The sequence below is a fragment of the Streptomyces sp. N50 genome, from assembly GCF_033335955.1.
Taxonomy (GTDB): Bacteria; Actinomycetota; Actinomycetes; order Streptomycetales; family Streptomycetaceae; genus Streptomyces.
The window spans coordinates 5,042,478-5,063,745 of sequence record NZ_CP137549.1 but is presented as its reverse complement, the minus strand read 5'-3'; the positions used below and the strand labels follow the sequence as shown (position 1 = coordinate 5,063,745).

Annotated in this window: 16 protein-coding genes; 11 read left to right on the top strand and 5 right to left on the bottom strand. The window is 65.4% G+C overall.

Features of this window, described 5'->3' with window-relative positions; translation table 11 throughout:
* Nucleotides 1-533 precede the first annotated feature (533 nt).
* The 4 genes from haaN to haaT all read right to left on the bottom strand — a co-directional run bounded on the left by haaN (nt 534) and on the right by haaT (nt 5,367).
* Nucleotides 534-1,007, bottom strand: coding sequence for a cyclophane-containing RiPP N-acetyltransferase HaaN (gene haaN, locus R2B38_RS22595; protein ID WP_318017871.1), 474 nt, complete (start codon nt 1,005-1,007; stop codon nt 534-536).
* A 75-nt stretch (nt 1,008-1,082) separates the two neighbouring features.
* On the bottom strand, nt 1,083-2,246 hold the full coding sequence (locus R2B38_RS22590; RefSeq protein ID WP_318017870.1) for an FxsB family cyclophane-forming radical SAM/SPASM peptide maturase: 1,164 nt from the start codon (nt 2,244-2,246) through the stop codon (nt 1,083-1,085).
* A gap of 13 nt (nt 2,247-2,259) precedes the next feature.
* A complete protein-coding gene (gene haaA / locus R2B38_RS22585) occupies nt 2,260-2,451 on the bottom strand; it encodes a HaaA family cyclophane-containing RiPP peptide (protein WP_318017869.1) in 192 nt (63 codons plus the stop codon).
* A gap of 135 nt (nt 2,452-2,586) precedes the next feature.
* Nucleotides 2,587-5,367, bottom strand: coding sequence for a cyclophane-containing RiPP biosynthesis TPR protein HaaT (gene haaT, locus R2B38_RS22580; RefSeq protein ID WP_318017868.1), 2,781 nt, complete (start codon nt 5,365-5,367; stop codon nt 2,587-2,589).
* Between the two features lie 779 nt (nt 5,368-6,146).
* Between haaT and R2B38_RS22575 the strand changes: the two genes are divergently transcribed.
* The 7 genes from R2B38_RS22575 (at nt 6,147) to R2B38_RS22545 (ending at nt 14,723) form a co-directional block, all read left to right on the top strand.
* On the top strand, nt 6,147-6,707 hold the full coding sequence (locus R2B38_RS22575) for a hypothetical protein (protein WP_318017867.1): 561 nt from the start codon (nt 6,147-6,149) through the stop codon (nt 6,705-6,707).
* 60 nt (nt 6,708-6,767) lie between these two features.
* Nucleotides 6,768-8,450, top strand: coding sequence for a hypothetical protein (locus R2B38_RS22570; protein ID WP_318017866.1), 1,683 nt, complete (start codon nt 6,768-6,770; stop codon nt 8,448-8,450).
* 54 nt (nt 8,451-8,504) lie between these two features.
* Entirely contained in the window at nt 8,505-9,866 is a 1,362-nt protein-coding gene (mycP, locus tag R2B38_RS22565; protein WP_318017865.1) for a type VII secretion-associated serine protease mycosin, read from the top strand.
* Between the two features lie 225 nt (nt 9,867-10,091).
* A complete protein-coding gene (locus tag R2B38_RS22560) occupies nt 10,092-10,559 on the top strand; it encodes a hypothetical protein (RefSeq protein WP_318017864.1) in 468 nt (155 codons plus the stop codon).
* Nucleotides 10,560-10,568: 9 nt separating this feature from the next.
* Entirely contained in the window at nt 10,569-12,392 is a 1,824-nt protein-coding gene (locus R2B38_RS22555) for an alpha/beta hydrolase (protein WP_318017863.1), read from the top strand.
* A 23-nt stretch (nt 12,393-12,415) separates the two neighbouring features.
* Nucleotides 12,416-12,943 carry a hypothetical protein gene (locus tag R2B38_RS22550; RefSeq protein ID WP_318017862.1) on the top strand — a complete coding sequence of 176 codons (528 nt, stop codon included), beginning with the start codon at nt 12,416-12,418 and terminating at the stop codon, nt 12,941-12,943.
* A 343-nt stretch (nt 12,944-13,286) separates the two neighbouring features.
* Complete coding sequence (locus R2B38_RS22545; protein ID WP_318017861.1) at nt 13,287-14,723, top strand: DNA phosphorothioation-associated putative methyltransferase; 1,437 nt, start codon at nt 13,287-13,289, stop codon at nt 14,721-14,723.
* 6 nt (nt 14,724-14,729) lie between these two features.
* Here the strand turns inward: R2B38_RS22545 and dndA are convergent, their stop codons facing one another.
* A complete protein-coding gene (dndA, locus tag R2B38_RS22540; RefSeq protein ID WP_318021764.1) occupies nt 14,730-15,881 on the bottom strand; it encodes a cysteine desulfurase DndA in 1,152 nt (383 codons plus the stop codon).
* 68 nt (nt 15,882-15,949) lie between these two features.
* Between dndA and dndB the strand changes: the two genes are divergently transcribed.
* Genes dndB through dndE form a run of 4 tightly spaced genes read left to right on the top strand, consistent with a single transcriptional unit; the run spans nt 15,950 to nt 20,915 of the window.
* Nucleotides 15,950-17,080: a DNA sulfur modification protein DndB gene (gene dndB, locus R2B38_RS22535; protein ID WP_318017860.1), complete on the top strand. Its 1,131-nt coding sequence runs from the start codon at nt 15,950-15,952 to the stop codon at nt 17,078-17,080.
* The gene (dndC, locus tag R2B38_RS22530) at nt 17,077-18,567 is read left to right on the top strand and encodes a DNA phosphorothioation system sulfurtransferase DndC (RefSeq protein ID WP_318017859.1); all 1,491 of its coding nucleotides are present in this window, start codon (nt 17,077-17,079) and stop codon (nt 18,565-18,567) included. Before dndB ends, dndC begins: the two co-directional genes overlap by 4 nt.
* A complete protein-coding gene (gene dndD / locus R2B38_RS22525) occupies nt 18,554-20,548 on the top strand; it encodes a DNA sulfur modification protein DndD (protein ID WP_318017858.1) in 1,995 nt (664 codons plus the stop codon). Before dndC ends, dndD begins: the two co-directional genes overlap by 14 nt.
* A complete protein-coding gene (dndE, locus tag R2B38_RS22520; protein ID WP_318017857.1) occupies nt 20,538-20,915 on the top strand; it encodes a DNA sulfur modification protein DndE in 378 nt (125 codons plus the stop codon). Before dndD ends, dndE begins: the two co-directional genes overlap by 11 nt.
* The last annotated feature ends 353 nt before the right edge of the window (nt 20,916-21,268 follow it).

The window sequence follows — 21,268 nt, the reverse complement described above, 5'->3', positions numbered from 1 at the left end:
TGCCGCAATCAGTTCGGTGACCTGCATGGGTCACCTCATGACAAGGCCGGTACAGCCCTGGGTTTCGCTGGCGGCCAGGCCCGCGGCCTGGCGACGGCGCGACTGTCACGGAGCCTGACGGGGCGCCTACAGCCCTCACGCCGTCTGACACTCCTCGCACCGCCGGGTAGCCCTCCGCGCGGTGTTGCCCGCGGTCGCGACCGCGGGACAGTTGCTGCCGAGGCGGTCCCAGAGCCCGGGCGCCGGGTCCGGGATCCAGCCCCAGCGCGGTGCCGTCACCAACTCTTCGGTGAGGTGAGTGCATGCTCCGGGTAGGTGCGCGTACTGCGTGGGCGAGATCAGGATCGTGTCCGCAGGGAAGCGTCGCCACTCCTGCCGCGACCGGGAGGCAGAACGCGCCTTCGGCACGGCCCCGTCAGATGGGCACCCACAGCCCAGCCCGATGATGCACTCACACCGCTCGCAGCGTTCTTCCTTCACAGCCCCGCTCTTTCCGTTTCCCCCGGCAGGGCCCCGTGCCCCACTTCAACGACTCACACCGCGCCGGTGTCGACCCGGTAGACGATCTTCCCGTCGGACTCCGCGAACCCGAGTGACTTGTAGAACGCGCGGGCGTTCGGGTTGTCGCGGTCGGTCATCCACTCGACGCGGCTGCACCCGGGACGTGCGGCGGCTACGGCGCGGAGATCGTCCATGAGACGGGCTCCGACACCCTGCCGACGGAGGGTGTCACGGACGTAGAGCTCCTTGAGGAAGAGGGAGTGCGTGGAACCGGCACTGGGCCAGAGGAACGAGTAGGCGGCGAGGCCGACGATTTCACCGGCTTCGTCCTCGACCAGGAGCGCGGACGCCAACGGCGGGGAGCCGAAGAGGGCTTCCTCGACCTGGGTCCGGCGTTCCTCGAACGGCTGGATCTCCGTCGTCTTGTAGAACCGCTCGATCTCCTCGATCAGCTCGGCCACAGCCGTGATGTCCCGCTTCTCGGCGGGCCGGATCGTCACGCTCATCGGCATCTCCCGTTCTTCGTCAATCGCTTCACTCACTCGCTCCAACGCGCGGTCCCGTCGTGGAGTACGGCATGGCTACGGCGGCGGAGTGCTCGACGCGTAGATGTCGTCCCATCCGTGCTGCCGCAGGGAGCCCTGGACATGCCGGATGAGGTGCTCCAGGTCCGCGCAGTAGACGGAGGGATTGCGGTAGCCGCGCTCGGCGCTGAAGCGGTGCGGGAGATAGCCCCCGCCGCAGACGTCCACCAACGGGCAGCTCTGGCACTGCTCGGCGAGCGCGTCCTTGCCATACTGCCGGTGCATGAGCTTCGGATGCCGAAGGGCCTCGTCGAAGGACTGGTTGAAGACGTCGAGTCCGAGCCAGGAGGCGCCCTCCTCGACGGACCGCAGGGTGTCCACGCCCTCGATGGTGCCGTCGGACTCGATGACTACGCTCGTCGGCGGGGCCAGGCCGAGCGTCTCCACCGAGCCGCGTACGCCGGAGCTGAGCGCCACGATGTCCTCCAGCATCCGGACGCTGTGCTGGTACTCGGGGCGGGCGAGCCAGGCGTCGTGGACCCGGCTCAACCACTGCCCGTACTCGGGCACGCTCGGGTCGTGGCGGTGCGGCGGGTCGTCGTGGGTTGCGTGCGGCAGGCCGAAGTCAATCACCGGCGGCTCGAAGGAGGCCAGGTAGTCGTGTACCTCCACCGGGTCGTTGGCCAGGTCCACGACGGCGAGCAGTCCCGCGAACAGGCGCGGCCGGGACCGCAGGAGTTCGATGCCTCGCACGGTGGCAGCGGCGCTCGACCGCCCGTGGTGAGTCAGCCGGTGTCGGTCGTTCGAGGCCGGCGGCCCGTCGAGGCTGACACCCACGGCCACGTCGTACTGCTCGAAGAGGTCCAGCCACGCTTCCGAGAGAAGCGTGGCATTGGTCTGGAGCTCGAAGCGGATCTCCGTGCCGTCCGGGATCCCGTCCCGAACCGCGTCCAGCAGATCGGTCATGTGCCGGGCACCGGCGAGCAACGGCTCCCCGCCGTGCAGCACGACATGGACAGCCGGCAGACCGTGCGCCGTGACGTGTTCGCCGATCCGTCGGGCCGCGGCTCGGACTACGTCCAGGTCCATCCGGGCGGGCAGCCGCCTCGCCACCTGGTCCTTGGAGTTGAAGACGAAGCAGTAGTCGCAGTCGATGTTGCAGCGGTTGGCGACCTTGAGGATGAACGTCCGGAAGGGGGCGATGTCTTCGAGCAGAGTCATCGAGCGAGAGCGCTCAGAAAGGCCAGGGCCAGATGAGGGAGGCGGCGTGGGAGCCGTCGCCGACACGGTTCGTGGCAGCCTGTTCGACTGCCTGCCGCTGCCGTACGCGGGCGGCGACGCGGTCCAGGACCACGTTGCCCTGCGCGGACTCCTGATCGGTGACGGCTGTGGCTTGTGGTGCGGGAACGGATGTGCGTATCGGCATTCAACGCTCCTCGTGACGGACGCTTCCGGAGACCGGCACCGGAACGGTGCGACGGCAGTTGAAGCGACAGATCAGACGGAAACGTAGCAGGGCCGCCACTCACCGCGACATACGGAAACTGGCCACGTGCCCAGCTCATCCCGCCTGAGACACCAAGAGCCGCTCGATGTCGTCGACCGACGCGCTCACCCCCAACTGCCTGTACACGGTGACCGCTTCACGCAGCGCCCCCTCGGCTTGGGCGAGGCCGCCGACCGTCCATTCGCAACGCCCGATCCCCTCCAACGCCCGTGCCTGCTCCAACGGACATCTGATGTCCCGAGCCAGTCCCAGAGCCCGCTCGAAGTGCTCACGTCCAGCGGCCGGATCACCGGACGTACGCAGCAGCGCTCCCCAGTGGTTCAGCACCTCCGCCTCTCCGCAGTGATCGCCGAGCTCGCGCAGGATCTCCAGGCTCTGCCGGAACGCCTCGACAGCACCGTCCTGCTCGCCTACGAGCCCGCGGGCGACGCCCAGTTCGCTCAGTGAGGCAGCCTCGCCGCCGCGGCTGCCGAGATCGCGATACGCCTCCAGAGCTTCCCCCAGCACGCGGATCGCGGTCGACGGGTCGCCGGTCAGGCGGTCGAGCACACCACCGTGGCGGATGCTGTTCGCGCGGCCGAAACGGTCCCCGAGAGCGGTGTAGTGCTCCAGCGCCTGAGTGTGGGCTTCGCGAGCACTGTCGAGATTGCCGGTGAGTCGCCGCACCACGCCCAACTCGTTCAGCGCGTAAGCCTGGTGGACCCGGTCGTCCAGCTCCTTGTAGATGCTGAACGCTTCGCGCTGCCGCTGGGCGGCCAGGGCGTACTCGCCCATGAGGCAGTGCACGATGCCAAGGTCCCGTAGGGAGTTGGCCTCTCCATACCGGTCGCCGAGCTCGCGATAGATGGCCAGCGCCTCGGACTGTGCCTCGACCGACGCGTCGAACCGGCTCGTCTGCCGACGCACCATGCCTAGGTCCGCGAGGGAGTTGGCCTGTCCGTACCGGTCTCCCAGTTCGCGGTAGAGGGCGAGGGCCTCGGTCTGGGCGCGGGCCCCTGCGTCGTTGTCCGCGGTCAGATACCAGACGATGCCCACTTGGTTCAGGGCGTCCGCCTTACCGCGCCGGTCACCGACGGCCTCGTACTGCGTCACCGCCTCGTTCAGGGCTTCGGTCGCCTCGGGGTAGGCGGCCATGAAGCGCCGTGCGACACCGAGTTCGGTCAGCGCGCCGGCCAGCGCTCGCTGATCGCCGGTGTGCCGGGCAGCCGCGGCGGCGGTCCGGTGGAGCCCGACGGCCTGGTCCCAAGGCCCGGCCTGCCGCAGAAAGGGCGCCATCGCCGCGGCCAGCCGGATCACGAGGTCGTGCTGGGCGAGCCCGTTCGCCTCCCGGATGCAGGCCAGGACGTTGGGCCGCTCGTTCTCCAGCCAGCCCAGAGCGGCCGTACGCGACTCCATGGGCGGGATCTCCACCTGCGACGTGCCGTCCGGCGGAGGCGGCCCGCCCGCACCGTCGCGAACGATGTGCTCGTTCGCGACGGCCAGAACGGCCAGGTAGTAGGTGCACACACGCTGAACGGTCTGTACGTGGTCCATGCTGTCCCCTTCGTCAGCGAGACCGCGGGCGTAGTCGCGTAGGAGGTCGTGAAGCCGGTAGCGGTTTCCGGGGTGTTCGTCGATCAGGTGGGCGTCGTAGAGCGCGTCGAGTTGGTCACGGGCGGCCGCAAGCGAGACCGCGGCGAGCGCGGCCCCCGCGTACGCGTCGAGATCCGTACCGGGGTAGAAGCCGAGGCTCTGGAAGAAACGTTGGCGTTCCGGAGCGAGATCCCGGTAGGAGAGGTCGAACGTCGCAGCGACCGCGCGTTCCCCGGCGCGCAGTTCGCCCAGCCGGTCGCGGGCGGCCACCAGCCGCTCACGCAGGTCCTCGGCGCTCCAGGACGGATGGTGCCGCAGCCGCGCCGCAAGCAGTGAGACGCCCAGCGGCAGGTAGCCGCACATCCGTACCAGTTCCTTGAGGGCGTCCCGGTCGAGGGTGTCCGCCGACCGTCCGCTGAGCCGTACGAACAGGTCGGCCGCGTGATCCGGCGGCAACGCCTCCACCGCCAGCACGACCTCCTCGTGCACCGCGAGCCGCTTGCGACTGGTCACCAGCACAAGACAGCCGCTCCCGCCGGGGAGCAGCGGCTCCAACTGCCGGTAGCTGGCCGCGTTGTCGAGGATGAGCAACGCCTTCTTCCCCGCGAGCCGACTCCGCCACATGGCGGCCCGCGCCTCCGTGATCGCGCTCACGTCGTCGCCGACGGGTATCTGTTGCGTCGGCACGCCGGCAGCTGTGAGGAGCGAGGCCAGCGCCTCGGTGGCCTGCACGGGGCTGCGGCCCGTCGTGTGCCCGTTCAGGTTCACGAAGAGCTGCCCGTCGGGGAACCGCTCGGAGAGCACGTGACCGGCGTGCACCGCGAGGGTGGTCTTCCCGACGCCGGCCATCCCGTCGATCACGTGGACGGCCAGGGCTTCCTCGTTCTCCTGCGAGGCCCGCACCGAGCTCACCAGCGACTCCAGCTCGGCGGACCGATCGGTGAACGCCGTGGTGTCCCGCGGCAGCGAGCGGAGCACCAGTGCGGCGCCGGGCGGCCCCGACCCGTCATCCGGGCGCACTGTCGGGTCCGGGCTTCGCCCCGGTGCCCGGCGATCGTCCAATACGGCAAGCAGCGCCGTCAGCCCGGCCGTGGCGACCCCCAGCGTGACGAACGACAGCCAGGGGTGCTTCTGTAGCCAGCCCAGCCAGGAAGGCCAGTGCGACTGTGCTGACACGGCGTTCGTGACCAGGCCCACGAGCATCGTGGTCACCGCGCCGCCTACGGCGACGAGAGCGATCGCCGCGCCACGTCTGCCCCTCATGCCTGCGACTCCGCTCCGAAGACGGACGAACTGCGCGTGACCGGTTGAACAGCCAGAAGGGATAGGGCAGATGGTTCGCCGCGTAGCGCAGCCCCAAGTGGACGTCGGCCTCGCGACAGACGGGTCCGGTGTACGGCCTCCACCTCCGGGCAGACAAGCTGACACAGCGCATGCAGGTCCACCCGAAACACGCAGACACCCCCCGAGCCCGACATCCCAACCCCAGTAAGCGGACCAGCCGTCGCGGACGCGGGTCAAGGTCGGCTCTGCGCCAAGGACCGCTGCGTACCAGCCACTCCCGCCTGTCTCCTCTTCGCCGGTATCACCGTCAGGCCGAGTTGATCTTCAGGTTGGCCTGATTTCGGTCACCCTCAACCCGCTGCATTCGCGCGATTCGCCACCCCAACTGAGTAGTCGTACTCATGCCCAGCAGGTCTCCTGCTGCCACAGTGATCACAGCGGGGTCCTTCAGTGCGGCTTCGTTGAGCGGACAGTCGGCCACCGTCTCGCGGCGGTCATTCAAAGCGCACTCGCTTCGTCCGGTCGACAGCCGACTCTCGCCCAACCGGCGCGGTGTAGGGGGTCGCGCGTGGCAGCAGCGGAGCGACTCCGGGCCTCGGCAGAATCGCTTTCAGCCAGCTTCCCGCCTTGGTGGGAGCCGGATTCCGCAGAGACGCAAGATCACAGCTATCTTGCTGAGTTGCATCTGTTACGGATGGGGCACTGCCAGTGAGCGGTCGAGGGACTCGCTGAGCAACGTGTCGTACGGGGAGGAAGCGGTGGCGGTCGACAGCACGGGGGATCCGCAGGCAACTGCCGCTGGGCTGGAAGCGGCTGTCGGCGCAATCACCGCGTCGGGCATCGGGCCCTTCGCCGGTGTCGGTGCCGCTGCAGCGCAGGCGCTGCGCGTCGAGGGCGAGACGCTGACGACCTTCAAGAAGCGGGTCGACGATCTCTTGACCCAACTGGAGGAATCGAAGGCCGCCCCGCGACGGATCGCCGGCGGTGGCCTCCCGACAGGACGGCTGGGGAGCTTCGACGAGGCCGACGCGCTGCACACCTCCTATACCCGCGTGCACTCCCGCCTGGAGCAGCTGTCCAAGATGCTGGCGCTGCAGATCGAGGGGCTGGTCGTCACGGTCGACGCATCGAAGAGCGGCTATCACAACCTCGACGACGACATCCGCGACCGCTTGACCCGGATCCGGGTCGAGGCGGACCAGTTGATCGCTGACGAGGCGGGTCCGGGGGCGAGGGCACACGCCAGCGTCGCGTCGAACGGATCGGCCCGCGACCAACAGGGCTCCCAGCCGGCGGATGAGCAAGTCGGCGGCCTGTGATGTCGGTGTCGACGAAGAGCGGCAGCACGGTGCCCGCGGCAGGGAAGGCGGGGCAACTTCATGTCTGACTGGGGCAGTCGGGCCTGGCAGATGGTCAAGGAGACCCGGTTCGTTGCCCACAATCCGGAGGAGCTGTGGGCCATGGTCGAGCCCGCGGACGGTGCGACGGCCACGGAACTCGGCGAGCTGCTGACCGAGGCCGCCAAGACGATCAAGGAGATCGGCGGCGTCCTGCGCACGCACAGCATGGCGGTCGAGTGGGACGGCGAGGGCGGCGAGGCGTTCCGGACGTGGTGCAACCAGGCTGCGCTGGCCACCCTGGGCCTGGGCGACTACAGCGAGTCCGCGGGCAAGTGGCTCGGCCACGCCGCGGACACGCTCCACGAGGTCAAGCCCCAACTGGAGATCCTTCAGAAGCAGAGCGCCGCCGCGCGGTCGGTGCTCGACGCGCACGCGGCGAAGGCGACGGACGTCGGCAACCACGACGGCGGTCCCTCGAACAGCGAGGTGAAGACGGCCAAGACCCGGTACGCCAACGACAGCGCCGATGCCACCGGCCTGATGATCAAACTCGCCCAGTCGTACACGGCCTCGACGGAGCAGATTGACGCCCTGGAGGCGCCCGAGTTCCCGAAGCTGCCGGAGCGGTTCGTCCCCGAGGCCCGTGGTGAAACCCCGGTCTCCGTTCCGACTGGCCATGGGTCCGTCACGCCAGTGGAGACCTCAGAGCGGAGGGCAGTTGTCGACTCCGATTTGAGCGGGACAAGTTCAGCGCCTCAGGTGTCCGCACCGCACCACGCCGCGAGCGTGGCGCACGTGCCCGATACGGTCCCGGGCGGCCATACGCACCCGCCGAACACCACGATCCCGACGAACACGGCGATCGACAGCGTGGAAACACTTCCTTCCACCCCATCAGCCCCGGCCGCCGGAACGGCCCCGCTCGCGGGAGTGAGCAGCCCGGACGGCAGGACATCGTCGCCAACCGGTGTGCTCCCACCCGCATTCGGAGGCACTACGACATTTCCGCCAGGCACTGGGGCTGGCGGAGGTCGTCCCGCGTACGGCGCCCGAAGTTCACTGCGCACGCCCTCCGAGCCAGGTGCCTCCGGCAGCTCGCGCGTACCCGGCCGCGGGCTGCCCGCATCGCCTGTCCCCGGTATGTCCGGTGCTGGTACCGGTACCCCGCGCACATCAGGGAGGGGACTGCCCGGTCCCACGTCGGCCAGGAGCACCAACGGCATCACCGGCGGCCGCCCCATCTCTCCCGCCGGACGATCCACCGGTGCGATTCCCCGCGGCACGGTCGTCGGCGGCACCCCGAACGAGCAGCAGACCCTGATGGGCCGTGGCGGCGTCGCAGGGGGTACGAGCAAGGGCGCGACACCGGCCGCCCGCAGCGGCGAACGCGTACCAGGTCGGGAAGGTGCGGCGAGGGGCGGCCCGAGGTCGCCCGCCCAGTCCGGTGGGATCATCGGCGGGCAGCCGAAGCAGGCCCCGCAGCGCAGAAGGGCGCTGTTCACCCCGGGAGGTGAGGGACTCGTACGCGGAGCGAACGCGAATGCCGACGGCACACTGCCGCAAGGCGGCGGAACGACCCGCGGTGGCTCTGCCGCTCCCCCGGGCCGCGCTGACCGCTCCCCTCGTGGTGAACGCACCCGCGACCGTTCGGAGGACCAGGCGGACGACGGGAGCAACCGGCACCAAGGCGACCAGCGCGTCATCCCGCCGACAACCGACTGAGCATCGACCGCACCACGAGCAGCCTCGACGAACACGCCGACGAGAAGGACGAACATGCGCACCCGCAGCAAGCAGGCCAGACGACGCGGACCGGTCGTGTCCGCCGTGGCAGGCGTCCTGCTCGCGAGCGTCGCCGTCACGCCCGCGGACGCTGACACCATCCGCAGCCAGCAGTGGTACCTCGACGCCATGCAGGCCCAGCAGATGTGGAAGACCAGCACGGGTAAAGGCGTCACCGTCGCGTTGATCGACAGCGGCGTCCAAGCCGACATCCCCGACCTGCAGGGCCAGATCGTGGCGGGGAAGGACTTCTCCAAACGCGCCGGAGACGAACGCACGGACTATGACGGCCACGGCACCAGCATGGCGGTCATCATCGCCGGTACCGGTGGCAGAGGCGCCACCAACGGCTCCTACGGCCTGGCCCCGGGCGCGAAGATCATGCCGATCCGCGTACCTGACTTCGTCGAGCGCAACCGTACCGACGGCAACCAGGACGACTTCGCCACCAGCACGGCCAAGGCCATCCGGTTCGCGGCGGATTCGGACGCCAAGGTCATCAACATCTCGCTGGGTAGCACGGCCCACTCACGGCAGCTGACCGACTCCGTCAACTACGCCCTGTCCAAGGGCAAGCTGATCTTCGCGGCCGTGGGCAACACCGGAGACGCCCTCAACGAAGTCGAGTACCCGGCGGCGATTCCCGGTGTGGTGGGCATCGGGGCGATCGACAGAAACGTCAAGACGACGAAGGAGTCCCAGCACGGGCCCCAGGTCGACCTGGTCGCGCCAGGAGCCGACATCGTCGCCGCCTGCCTCGAGTCCAGCACCAAGGTGTGCGAGACGCGCGGCACCAGCGACGCCACCGCCCTCGCCTCCGCCTCCGCCGCCCTGATCTGGTCCAAGCACCCCGGCTGGACCAACAACCAGGTCCTGCGGGTCATGCTCAACACCGCCAGCAAACCCAAGAGCGGCAAGAACCGCACCGACTACCTCGGCTACGGCGCCGTACGCCCCCGCATCGCACTGACGGACCCCGGCGACCCTGGGCTCGCGGACAGGTACCCCCTCCCGGACCTCGCAGCCGCGGGCGCCAACTCCCCCTCTTCGGGCACCTCCGACGCACAGGGCACGGGTGCGCCAGCAAAGGATGACAGCTCTACCGCGGCAGCCTCCGCGTCCAAGGACGATGAAGGCAACAGCACCCTCTGGATTGGGCTGGGCATCGGTGCTGCCGTACTCCTCGGAGGAGCGATCGTGGCCTTCGTCGTCGCCCGCAGGCGTCAGAGCCGCTTCGCTTCGCCGCCGGTGTCCACGGCCCCTGCGAATCAACTGTCCCACCCCCACTCGACGTTCATGCCGCCCACCAGCGCATCGAGTACCAGTGGCCCATCCAACCAGGGAGAGCGAACCTGACCCACCGACTCACTGAAGGAAGCACGCCACAGCAGACTCGCCACGCATGAGTACGGATACTCAGCCGTCCTGGTTGCGGTAGCGGATGGGACGCACGGTGAAGGGGCGCTACCGTACGTCTCGGTCATTGCGATGTGACTGCTGCGAACATTTACAACGTTCCGGTCGTACGGTCACGGTCACGTCCATTCCGGACGTACGACGAGACACGGGGAGGGGCCACGCATGGCGTGGGAGGAGTGGGAAGAGCTCAAGGCCACTGCGGTCGAGCGGCACTCCACGCGGATGCAGCTCAACCAGCTGCCGGCTGACCAGGGGGGCAGCGGCACGAGTAGCGCCGGCACTCCTTCCGGCAAATTGAGGTCGGACAAGGCGGCCTGGTCCAAGGCGGCGGAAGGCGTCGGCGATCTGCGGGACAACACCGGCAAAGCGCTGGCGAAGCTGGAGGAAGGCCAGACAGGGCTCGATAAGGGTTCCGGATGTCTGACCGCAGCTGCCCAGAAGGGTGTGTACGACTCCTGGGAGCGCCGCGTGAAGGACATCGGTGAACTCTGCGACGGGCTCGCCGGCGTGCTGGAGAAGACGGGTAACGACCAGCTGAGGACCGACGAGGCCATCAAGACCGAGATCGCCAAGCTGAAGGTCCACTCCGAGGAGACGCCCGCTTCCGGTGACTCGGGCAAGGGCCGGTGATCTGGAGGCATGGACCTCAGTACGCTCAAAGCCATCAACCCGTCGGAGTACGCAGAAGCGGCGGACGGCTATCGTGCGGTGAGTGACATGGCTGACGCAGCCAAGGATCGCATCGACAAACAGATCACCACAGACATGCACAAGGCCAACGAGGGCGAGGCCGCAGATGCGGCGCTCAAGCAGCTGCAGAAGCTGTCCGAGGACTTCCACTACTCCCAGGTGGAGTGCGGTCTGATCACCGGAGCCCTCGACGGCTTCTCGTCCGAAATCGCCGCCCCCAAGCGGCGCCTGACTGACGCGCTGGACGACGCGGCCGCGCTGGCGTACACCGTCAGCGAGGACGGCGCCATCACGTATCCCGCAGGCGGGAAGAACGAGCTCACCGGTGAGCCGATCCCCGGCGGCACGGTCCTGGCCAACAACGGCCTGATCACGGGCAACAACACCGGATTCCAATCACCGGGGCTGGCGCCGAACGATCCCCAGCTCAAGAGTGCGAACCCGCACCACGCCAAAGCCGTGGACATCGCCGACCGCATCACCTACGCCGTACGGGAAGCCCAGGAGATCGACGATCGGTACAGCAAGGCGCTGCGCAAGCTCAAGGCGGCGCCAGGTCTGAACGTCAACACCAAGACATGGGCGGACGTGGCGTCCGACGTCGATGCCGTGAGCTCTGCCGCGAGTGGCTACATCGCGGACCACATCCCGTTGGACAAGTCGACCGCCGACCGCAAGAAGTGGTGGGACAACCTCAGCAACGAGGAACGCGAGGAGTACAAGGCCGCCTTCCCGGAGATCATCGGAAACCTGGACGGCATCCCGGCCGTGGTCCGCGACGAAGCAAACCGCGAGAACATTCAGCTTCTCATCGCGCAGTTGGACGGCCGACACGACGAGGCGTCCAAAGACAAGCTTGACGGGCTGAAGGGTATCCAGACCAAGCTCAACTCGGGCAGTCAGCCACCAATGTTCCTTCTGGGGGTCGGTCTCGAAGGAAACGGGAGAGCGATCGTCGCCTTCGGAAATCCCGACACCTCAAAGAACGTCTCAGCCTATGTACCCGGCTTGGGCACTAAACTCAATTCCGGTTTCGCCGACGGCACCGTGAAACGTGCCTTCGATACGGCTAAGGATGCCCAGGGTATCGATCCCTCCTCATCCGCGATCGTATGGCTCGGCTACGACGCTCCTCAATCGATCGATGTGATGACTACGGACGACGCCGAGCACGGCGCCCCTGCGTACAACAGTTTCATGAGCGGAATTTCGGCAACCAATGAACATGCCGATCCCCATATCACTGCCATTGGACATTCCTATGGTTCCCGACTGGTGGGGGCCGCCACACAGGAGGCGGGAGGGATTCCGGGGGCCGATGACATCATCCTCGTCGGCAGTCCCGGCGTCGGCGTTGACAAGGCGGCGGACCTGGGGGTGGGCAAGGACCACGTCTGGGTGGGAGCAGCCGAGAACGACATCGTCACCAAGCTCCCCTCGTCAAAGGAAGCTGTGGCAGGAACCATGGGGTTCTTCGGAGGAGGGCCGCTTGGCGCGTACGTCGGAGGGGAAATCGCAGACCAGGGTGACGATGACATCTGGTTCGGGAAGGACCCGGCAAGCAAAGCGTTCGGCGCCAACAGATTCGAGACGTTGCCCGGACCGGAGCTGGCCCAGCCTGCCTTCCCCGACGTGTTGGACTCGAAGTTGAGTATCGAAGCCCATAGTAATTACTTCTCTCCAGAGGAAGGGAAGGACAAGGTTTCTGCGCGAAACATCGCCGCCATCGTCGCAGGACAGCCGGGATACGTAACGAGGGAGACGCCGCGATGAGGAAAAGGGTTACAGCGGCCGCAGTGCTGGTTCTGCTTCTGGCCGGGTGCGGCTCGACAGGTACCGCGTCCTCAAGCAAGGAAAGCCAATCGAAGATGAACATGCAAGAGGCGGCCGACAAGGCGGACGTAATTTTGGACGAGACGTTCGCGGCCATCAAGCCTCCCGTTCAGTGGACTCACACGTACTCAATGCCGGGTGACTGCTATGTGGACCGTGATCGTTCCGTCATGACGATCATCTCGACCGAACGGCGTGGCAGTTTCCTCGGGGTGTTGAAACGCCACTGGAAGAGCAAGGGCTACAAGCTCGTCGCCACGAGTCAGAACGGGCTGGCAGCCAACTTCGAGACCCAGGACGGCTTCCAGCTCGAAGTCCTGATCGGGACCACCGGCCAGGCCCACGTGAGCGTCACCACCCCGTGTGCGGAAAAGTCCGAGGTTGCACCGCCAACCAGCACGCCGAACGGCCCGGACTACTCGAAGCAGAAACTGCCGGCGCCGAACGTGCGGTCGACGTTCTGGTCGAGCGACGCGCCTGTCTCGAGCTGACGCACGCGTCCGGAAGCTGATCTCTGCGGCTTCCTTCCAGGGCGATAACCTGCTCGTCGGGGCGCTCTGATGGCTCCTCCTACACCAGCGTAAAGGGGGCGGCCCATCTCACTCGCGACGACTACGAGGAAGTACGCATCTCGCTGTTTCGCGAGCGCTACGGGGGCATTCGGGGGGGGGCCGGCCAAGCCCACCGCGGACTTGGGTCGAGCTGTCCGAGCTCTCAGCCTCCAGTTGCGCAGCCCACCACGCGATCGACTCATGATCGGGCGAACGCCCTCCGCGCCAGCCCGTTCGCTACTACTCTGCGACCGTCCCAAATCCCCGCACATGCGAGGACCCCATGCAGCAGACCTGGAACAGCGAACGCCGTCTCACCGCGATCGGACGAGCTGCACTCTCCGTCCCCGCTCGCCAGGCCCTCGCAGACAGACAGCTCGTCCCGGAACGGACGATCCTCGACTATGGCTGCGGGCGAGGCGGCGACGTACGCTCACTCGATCGACTGGACTGCCGAATCACTGGTTGGGATCCGTACTACCAGCCAGAGACGAAACTGGAGCAGGCCGATGTTGTGCTCCTTACTTACGTACTCAACGTCATCGAGGATCCCGCGGAACGCCGCCACACCCTGATGCAGGCATGGCAGTTGGCCAACACCGTCCTCATCGCATCAGCTCGACTCACCTGGGAGAAGTCCAAGGTTCGGGGCGAAGAGTTCAGTGATGGCCTTCTCACCAGCCGGCAGACTTTCCAGCACCTGTTCGGCGCCAGCGAACTCCGGAACTACGTCGAAGAGATCACTGGCACGCGCTGTGTATCCGCTGCTCCGGGCATCGTCTACGCCTTCAAGGATGACACCGCGCGCCTCAGCTACCTCGCGCACCGGATCGTTCCGGATGCCGAGTGGCTTGCTTCTAAAGACACCGCCTCAGCGATCACTGCGCTCGTTGACCACGTCGAGCGCCGGGGGCGGCCGCCGCGGGTGGAAGAGATGCCGCGTGCCGTGGCGGAACTCCTGGCACATCTGAAGCCCAGCGAACTAAAGCGACTGATCCGCGACTCCGCCGATCCCGAGAAGACCGCCGAGGGAGGCAAGCGCACCACCCTCAACACACTGCTCTTCCTCGCCGTTGAGCTCTTCAACGGCCGAGGGCCGTTCAACAGCCTCCCGTTCAGCGTCCAACTGGACGTCCGGGCCTTCTTCTCCTCGTACAAGGAAGCCTGTCAGCGCTCCGACCGACTTCTTCTCAAGCTTCGGGACAACACGTACGTGCGCGGCGCGATGAACGCCTCAGCAGTCGGAAAATTGACCCCGACCGCCCTCTACGTCCACCGCCGGGCCATCGACCACATGCCGACCATCCTGCGCCTTTACGAGCACTGTGCGTCGATCGCCGCCGGCCGGCCTCAGGAGTGGACGATCGCGAAGCTCAAGCACCAGGGTCGAGGGGTCAGTTGGCTCGACTACCCGGAATTCGACAAGGACCCGCATCCGCGACTCCTCTCCTCCTACCACGTCGATCTCCAGACACTCGAGACCTCGCACATGTCATACGCGAACTCGGCGAACCGCCCCTTGCTCCACCGCAAGCACGAGTTCCTAACACCGGATGACCCGGATGTGCCCCGCTACCGACGCCTCACGGAGTCCGAGCTGCGCGCGGGTCTGTACGAGCATCCACACCTCATCGGTACCGAGAATGGCTGGGAAGCCGAGCTGAACCGGTGCGGCCGTACTCTCCGAGGGCATCGCTTGGTACGCCGCCTGCAGAGCTGATCGCTCTCAGGCCGAGTCAGGCTGAAGCTCCACAACGGCGTCAACCAGTTCCTCGACATTCAGGTCGTCCGCCTGGCTGGGGAACCAGGAGAGCCTGAGCCCATTTGCCGCCACAGCTTCGGGGAGCCCCATGGCGGTTAGAACGTGGCTGGGCGTGTACGAAGCACTCGTGCACGCCGACCCGGTCGCCACGGCAACTTGCTGCTTGAGCCGAACAATAAGCGCCTCGGCGTCAACGCCGTCAAAGGACAGGTTCAGGATGTGCGGGACTGCGTGCTCCTGATCCCCATTGATACGAAAGCGGGTCTTCTGCAGCCCTGCCAGCAGCCGAGCCCGGATCTCAGCGGCGCGATCCTGCCATTGAGCGCGCTCACTCCGGAAGATCTTCGCAGCCTCAGCCAGCCCCATAATCAGCGGTACGGCCAAGGTGCCCGGTCGCAACTTCCGCTCCTGGCCGCCTCCAAACATGATCGGTTCCAGGGGGACTCGGTCCCAGCCCCTACGCCGGACCACCAGGGTCCCGACGCCCTTCGGCGCTCCGATCTTGTGGCCGCTGACGCTAATCATATCGATGGGCGCAGTGAGGTCTTCTGGCACCTTCGCGTACCCCTGAGCAGCATCAACATGGAAGTAGGTCTGCGTCTCGCGCAGCTTCTCGGCCAACTCGGCAACAGGTTGGATGATGCCCGTCTCGTTGTTCACATGCATCAGAGACACAAGAAGCGTGTCTGGGCGGAGCTTCGCCATGACGGCTTCTGCACTGACGCGCCCAGAAGCACCCGGCTGAAGGAAGTCGACCTCGAAGCCACGTGACTGCAGGTGCTCCAGAGGCTCCAACACCGCCTTGTGCTCAATTGCCGACGTAATGATGTGGCGCCGGCCACTCTTCTCGCCATAGGGAGCAAGCCCGAGCAGCGCGATGTTGTTACTCTCCGTCGCCCCACTCGTGAAGATCAACTCTTCCGACTTGGCGGCGACCGTGCCTGCCAGGTACTCGCGCGCCTGCTGCACCGCCCTCTTCGCCCGCGTCCCGTACTCATGCGTGCGGCTACCCGCGTTGCCGAAGTCTTCGGTCATCCAGTGCAAGACAACGTCTGCCACACGCGGGTCCACGCGTGTCGTCGCTGCTGCGTCTAGGTACGTAACCACGAGGTCCACCAAGCCTTTGAACGTAACTTCTGCATCCTGTGCACGTCTTATTGCTTCCGTACGATAGCGTTCCGCTCGTGCAGTCTCACGCATCTACGAAGACCGCCGACGAGGCAACGTCCGCCGGCTTCGACTACATTTTTCCGGCCATCCGCGGCGTTCAGGCGGGACGCGAGTTCTACGTGTCCATGTGTCCGCTGCGCCTCATCCCCCGGATCTTCTTGTTTGACGACGACGAGCTCGCCCCAGAGGTCAGAGCACAGCGCGTGCTCAACAAGGGACGACTCCCTGCTCTAACCCGCTACCTGTTGGATAACCCGGACAATTACGTCTTTAGCGCCCTCACCGCCTCAGTCGACGGCGACATACATTTCGAGGGCATCTCCGGTGAGGGGCCCGGCATGCGCGCAGGCCAGATCCGTGTACCCATGTCGGCCCGCTTCCTCATCAACGACGGCCAGCACAGACGGGCGGCCATCGAGCAAGCTCTTCGAGAGAACCCGGAGCTTGGTAACGAGACCATCGCCGTGGTGTTTTTCCATGACGCGGGGCTCGAGCGCTGCCAGCAGATGTTCGCCGACTTGAACCGCCACGCCGTGCGTCCAGCACGATCCATCGGGGTGCTTTATGACCATCGCGACGACCTGGCCAATTTGACCCGCCTCCTCGCGATGCGGTCCCCCGTCTTCAAGGGGCATATCGAGATGGAGAGCAGCAATCTCTCCAAGCGCTCTCGCAAACTGTTCACCCTGAGCGCTCTACACTTCGGCACCAAGTGCCTGTTGCAGGGAGTCAAGGTCGACAACGAGAGGGCTGCCGCCCTGGCTCAGGCATACTGGGAGGCTGTCGATGCACAGGTCCCCGACTGGTCCCTGATCCGCCAGCGCACCCTTTCTGCACCAGACGTACGCCGCGATTACATCCACAGCCACGGCATCGCCCTGCACGCTCTCGGACGCCTAGGGAACACATTGCTCCAAGAGTCAACAAGCCCGGCGAAGTGGCGCAGCCGACTCAAACCCCTGCGCACTGTGGACTGGTCCCGCAGCAACACAGACTGGGAAGGGCGCGCCATGACGGGTGGACGCGTCCAGAAAAGTCAGCAAAATCTCACTTTGACCGTGAATTACTTGCGCCATCACCTCGGCCTTGAGCTCACCCCCGAGGAGCAGAGCGTGGAAGACGCATACCTACTAGGAGAAGCATGAGCACCCCGACGGGGCGGAAGCCGTTCCAAGGCCGCAGCCTGACAGAAGTCGTCACGGAACTGACGGATGAGATCCGTGAGTTGTATGTGGCCGATGAGGTGCCATGGGTCATTGGCTATAGCGGTGGCAAGGACTCCACTGCGGTTCTGCAGCTTGTATGGCTCGCGCTTCAGGGGCTGCCAGCTGAGCAGCGGACCAAGCCTGTCCATGTGATCAGCACAGACACTCTCGTAGAGAACCCCATCGTCGCGAGCTGGGTCTCTCAGTCGCTCGAGACCATGCGCCAGGCAGCGGCGGAACAAGACCTCCCCATCGAGCCACATCGACTCACCCCAGAGGTCAAGGACACCTTCTGGGTCGGACTGATCGGCCGTGGTTATCCGGCCCCGCGCCCGAAGTTTCGGTGGTGCACCGAGCGCCTGAAGATCCGACCTTCGAACAGCTTCATCCGCCGAGTCGTACGCCGCCACGGTGAGGCGATCCTCGTCCTCGGCATCCGCAAGGCTGAGAGCCAGGCACGCGCCAAGGCTATGGCAAAGCACGAGAAGCGTCGCGTCCGCGATCGGCTCTCTCCTAACGGCAACCTACCGAACTCCCTTGTCTACAGCCCGGTCGAAGACTGGACCAACGACGACGTGTGGCTGTTCCTGATGCAGCAGGCCAACCCTTGGGGACACGACAACAAAGACCTTCTCACCATGTACCAAGGCGCATCGAGCGACGGCGAGTGCCCTTTGGTCGTCGACGACACCACCCCTTCATGCGGCTCCAGCCGTTTCGGCTGCTGGACATGCACGCTGGTCGAGAAGGACAAGTCCATGTCCGCGATGATCCAGAACGACGAGGAGAAGGAGTGGATGCTCCCACTCTTGGAGCTTCGCAACGAGCTGGACGTCGCCGACGACCGTCACCTGCGTGACTTCCGCAAGATGCACGGCAACATCCAGCTGTTCAATGACCGGAACGTCCCTGGCCCGTACACCCAGAAGGCTCGGGAGGACTGGCTCCGCAAACTGCTTCATGCCCAGACCTACATCCGCGGCAACCCGAACGTACCGGACCACGTACGCAGCATCGAGCTCATCACCATGGAAGAGCTCCATGAGATCCGTCATCATTGGGTCTTCGAGAAGCACGAGGTCGAGGACTCGCTTCCGCGTATTTACAAAGAGGAGACCGGCGAGGACTTCCCTGGCCGCCCCTTGGATGAGCATCTCGCCATTGGCGCCGAGGAGATCGATCTGCTCCGCGAAGTCTGCGACGGCGACGAGCTGCACTTCTCGACCATGCGAGAGCTTCTCGCAGTGGAGCGCCGGTTCCGCACTATGACCCGTCGCTCAGGTCTCTTCGAAGCTTTGGAGACTGCGGTGGAAAAGGGCTTCTACGAGAACGAAGAGGATGCCGTCGAGAACGCGCGCCGCAGGCGCAAGCGCCGCGACACCCCACTTTTCCCGCTGACTGAAGCGAGCACCGATGCTTCTGCGTAACATCACCCTCCAAGATTTTGGCGCCTACCGCGGGAAGCAATTCCTCGATCTAACGACGACGCCTGGAAAGCCTATTGTGCTGATCGGCGGGCTCAACGGCTGCGGCAAGACCACGCTTCTGGACGCCATCCAACTCGTCCTCTACGGGGCACGCGCCCGCTGCAGCGGGCGCGGTTCACGCCCCTACGAGTCGTATCTCCGCGAGAGCATCAATCGGCAAGCGGATCCCGCCGCTGGTGCCGGCATCTCGCTGGAGTTCTCCATCACCGTGGACGGCGAGGAGCGTATCTACAAGCTCCACCGCACTTGGAAAGTCAGCGGCAAGACACTCAACGAGTTCACGAACGTCTTCATCAACGACAAGATCGACTTCGTGGCAAGCCAGAACTGGCCTGACTACGTTGAGGATCTACTCCCGCTGGAAGTTGCGTCTCTCTTCTTCTTTGACGGAGAGAAGATCGAATCACTCGCCGATCCCGACCGCGCGGCCAACGTCATTGAATCTGCTGTGCAATCTCTCTTGGGTGTCAGCACCATCGAGCAGCTGCGCTCCGACCTGCTCGGACTCCAGCGTCGACACAAGCTGTCGAACGAAGACCAGAAGATCATCGATCACATCCATGAACTCCAAGCTTCGTATGCGGATGCCGAAGCACAGGTGGACGTCGCCTACCAGAAGAAGGGGCAGAAGCAGGCAGAGCTGGACGGCGCCAAGAACAAGCTTGCTGAGGCCGACCACGCCTTCGAGACGGAAGGAGGTGACCTGTATCGCCGACAGACCGCGCTCGAAACGGAACGTAAGGAAGTCGCGAAACAGCTCGCCGCCACGCAAGACGCACTCCGCCACAAAGTCGCTGCCGGCCCTCTGCCACTGCTGTTGCTAGGAATTCAAATCACAGCGGTCCAAGAGCAGGCCGAACGTGAAAGCGCGACGGCAGCAGACAGCCAGGTCGTTGATGTACTCGACCAGCGCGACCAGTGGATCATGGAGTTGCTTGCCGATGCGTTGCCCAAGAAGGACCGCGACGCTATCGCCAAGCAACTCGACCACGACAGGAAGAACCGCAGGAATAACTCCTCCGCAGAGCGCACACTTAATCTCTCAGACGGGGCCCTTTCTAAGCTCTCAGCTCTGAGTGAGCTCCTCGAACACGAGCGCACTCGTGCCAAGGAGGTTCTTGCGCAGGTAGCGAAACAAGCGAAGCGGCTGGAGAGTATCGATCGGCTCCTCGGTAGCGTCCCCGACGAAGAAGCCATCACTAAGCGGCTCGACCAGCGGGACCGCGCGATGCGCGAAGCGGCGATGCTCGAAGCTGAGGTCAACGCAGCAGCCGAACACTACGCCGCGAATCTCCAACGCCAGGAACGGCTGAAGAGTGAACTGGAACGAGCTCACCAAGGACGAGTCCGGAGTATCGAGAAGGCCGAAGACTCGGCACGTCTCATCACCTACACCAACAGGGCCCGAGACACCCTCGACAAGTTCGGCGACGCTCTGCTGAAGCGTCATATCAACCGACTGGAAGTCGCGGTTCTCGACAGTCTTACTCGGCTCATGCGGAAGAGCGGCCTCATCCGCAACTTGCAGATCGACACGGACAAGTTCCGGCTCACTCTCATCGGCGATGACGACGAGCCGATTGACCCCGGGCGTCTGAGCGCCGGCGAAAGGCAGCTTCTCGCCATCTCCCTGCTGTGGGGACTTGCTCGAGTCGCAGGAAACTGGCTGCCAAGCGTGATCGATACACCGCTCGGTCGTCTGGACAGCAAGCACCGCGAGCACTTGGTCGACCGCTACTTCCCGCACGCGAGCCATCAGGTGCTGCTCCTCTCGACGGATGAAGAAATTGACGAACCTCTTCTGACCAGGCTCCAGCCGTCCATCGCTCACATGTACACGCTCGTCCATGACGACCAGGAGTTCACCACGTCGGTTGAGCCCGGCTACTGGTGGACCGGGGGAACTTCACATGTCGCTTGAGACAATCCGCCTGTCCCAGCAGGCCAAAGAGCAGCTCAGCCGACTCAAGCGGACCACCGGGATCAAGAACTGGAACATCCTCTGCCGGTGGGCCCTCGCCATGTCGTTGCAGGACCCCTCGACACCATTGGTGAAGGACGTTCCCACTGACTCCAACGTGGAGATGGACTGGAAGACCTTCGCTGGCTCCCAAGGTGACATCTACCTCGCCTTGCTGAAGCATCGTTGCCTCCAAGACGGAACGGAGCCGACGGACGAGGCCGTGTCGCACACCCTCCGCGTCCATCTACAGCGTGGAGTCGGCTACCTCGCTGGCCGCAAGGATCTTCGCAGCATCCAAGATCTGGTGAGCGAAGCCGCCGCGTAACGCCTCGGCCGATGCGCGCGGTGATCCGCAACGCATCATCGGGAGTGTGGGTTGCGGGGAATCTCCCGCAACCCACTGCCCGTGGTCGTCAACTACGGGCTGTCGTCCTTGCCCCCTGTCTCCCCCTCAATGCGGAGGCCGACCCACTTGCCCTGGCCGTATCGCAGTTCCCCACGTCCGAAGCGCCTCGTAGACAGCGGATCCATGTCGGGGCGCCGGAAGCGCGCCCAGGAACGGAAGAGCAAGGCACCCGCGGTAGGGATGAGCAAGATGTGACTGGCTCCGAGTTCGTTCTTCCACAGCAGCCCACCCCCCAGTACCACAACGGCGAACACGGCGGCCAGGTACGCGAC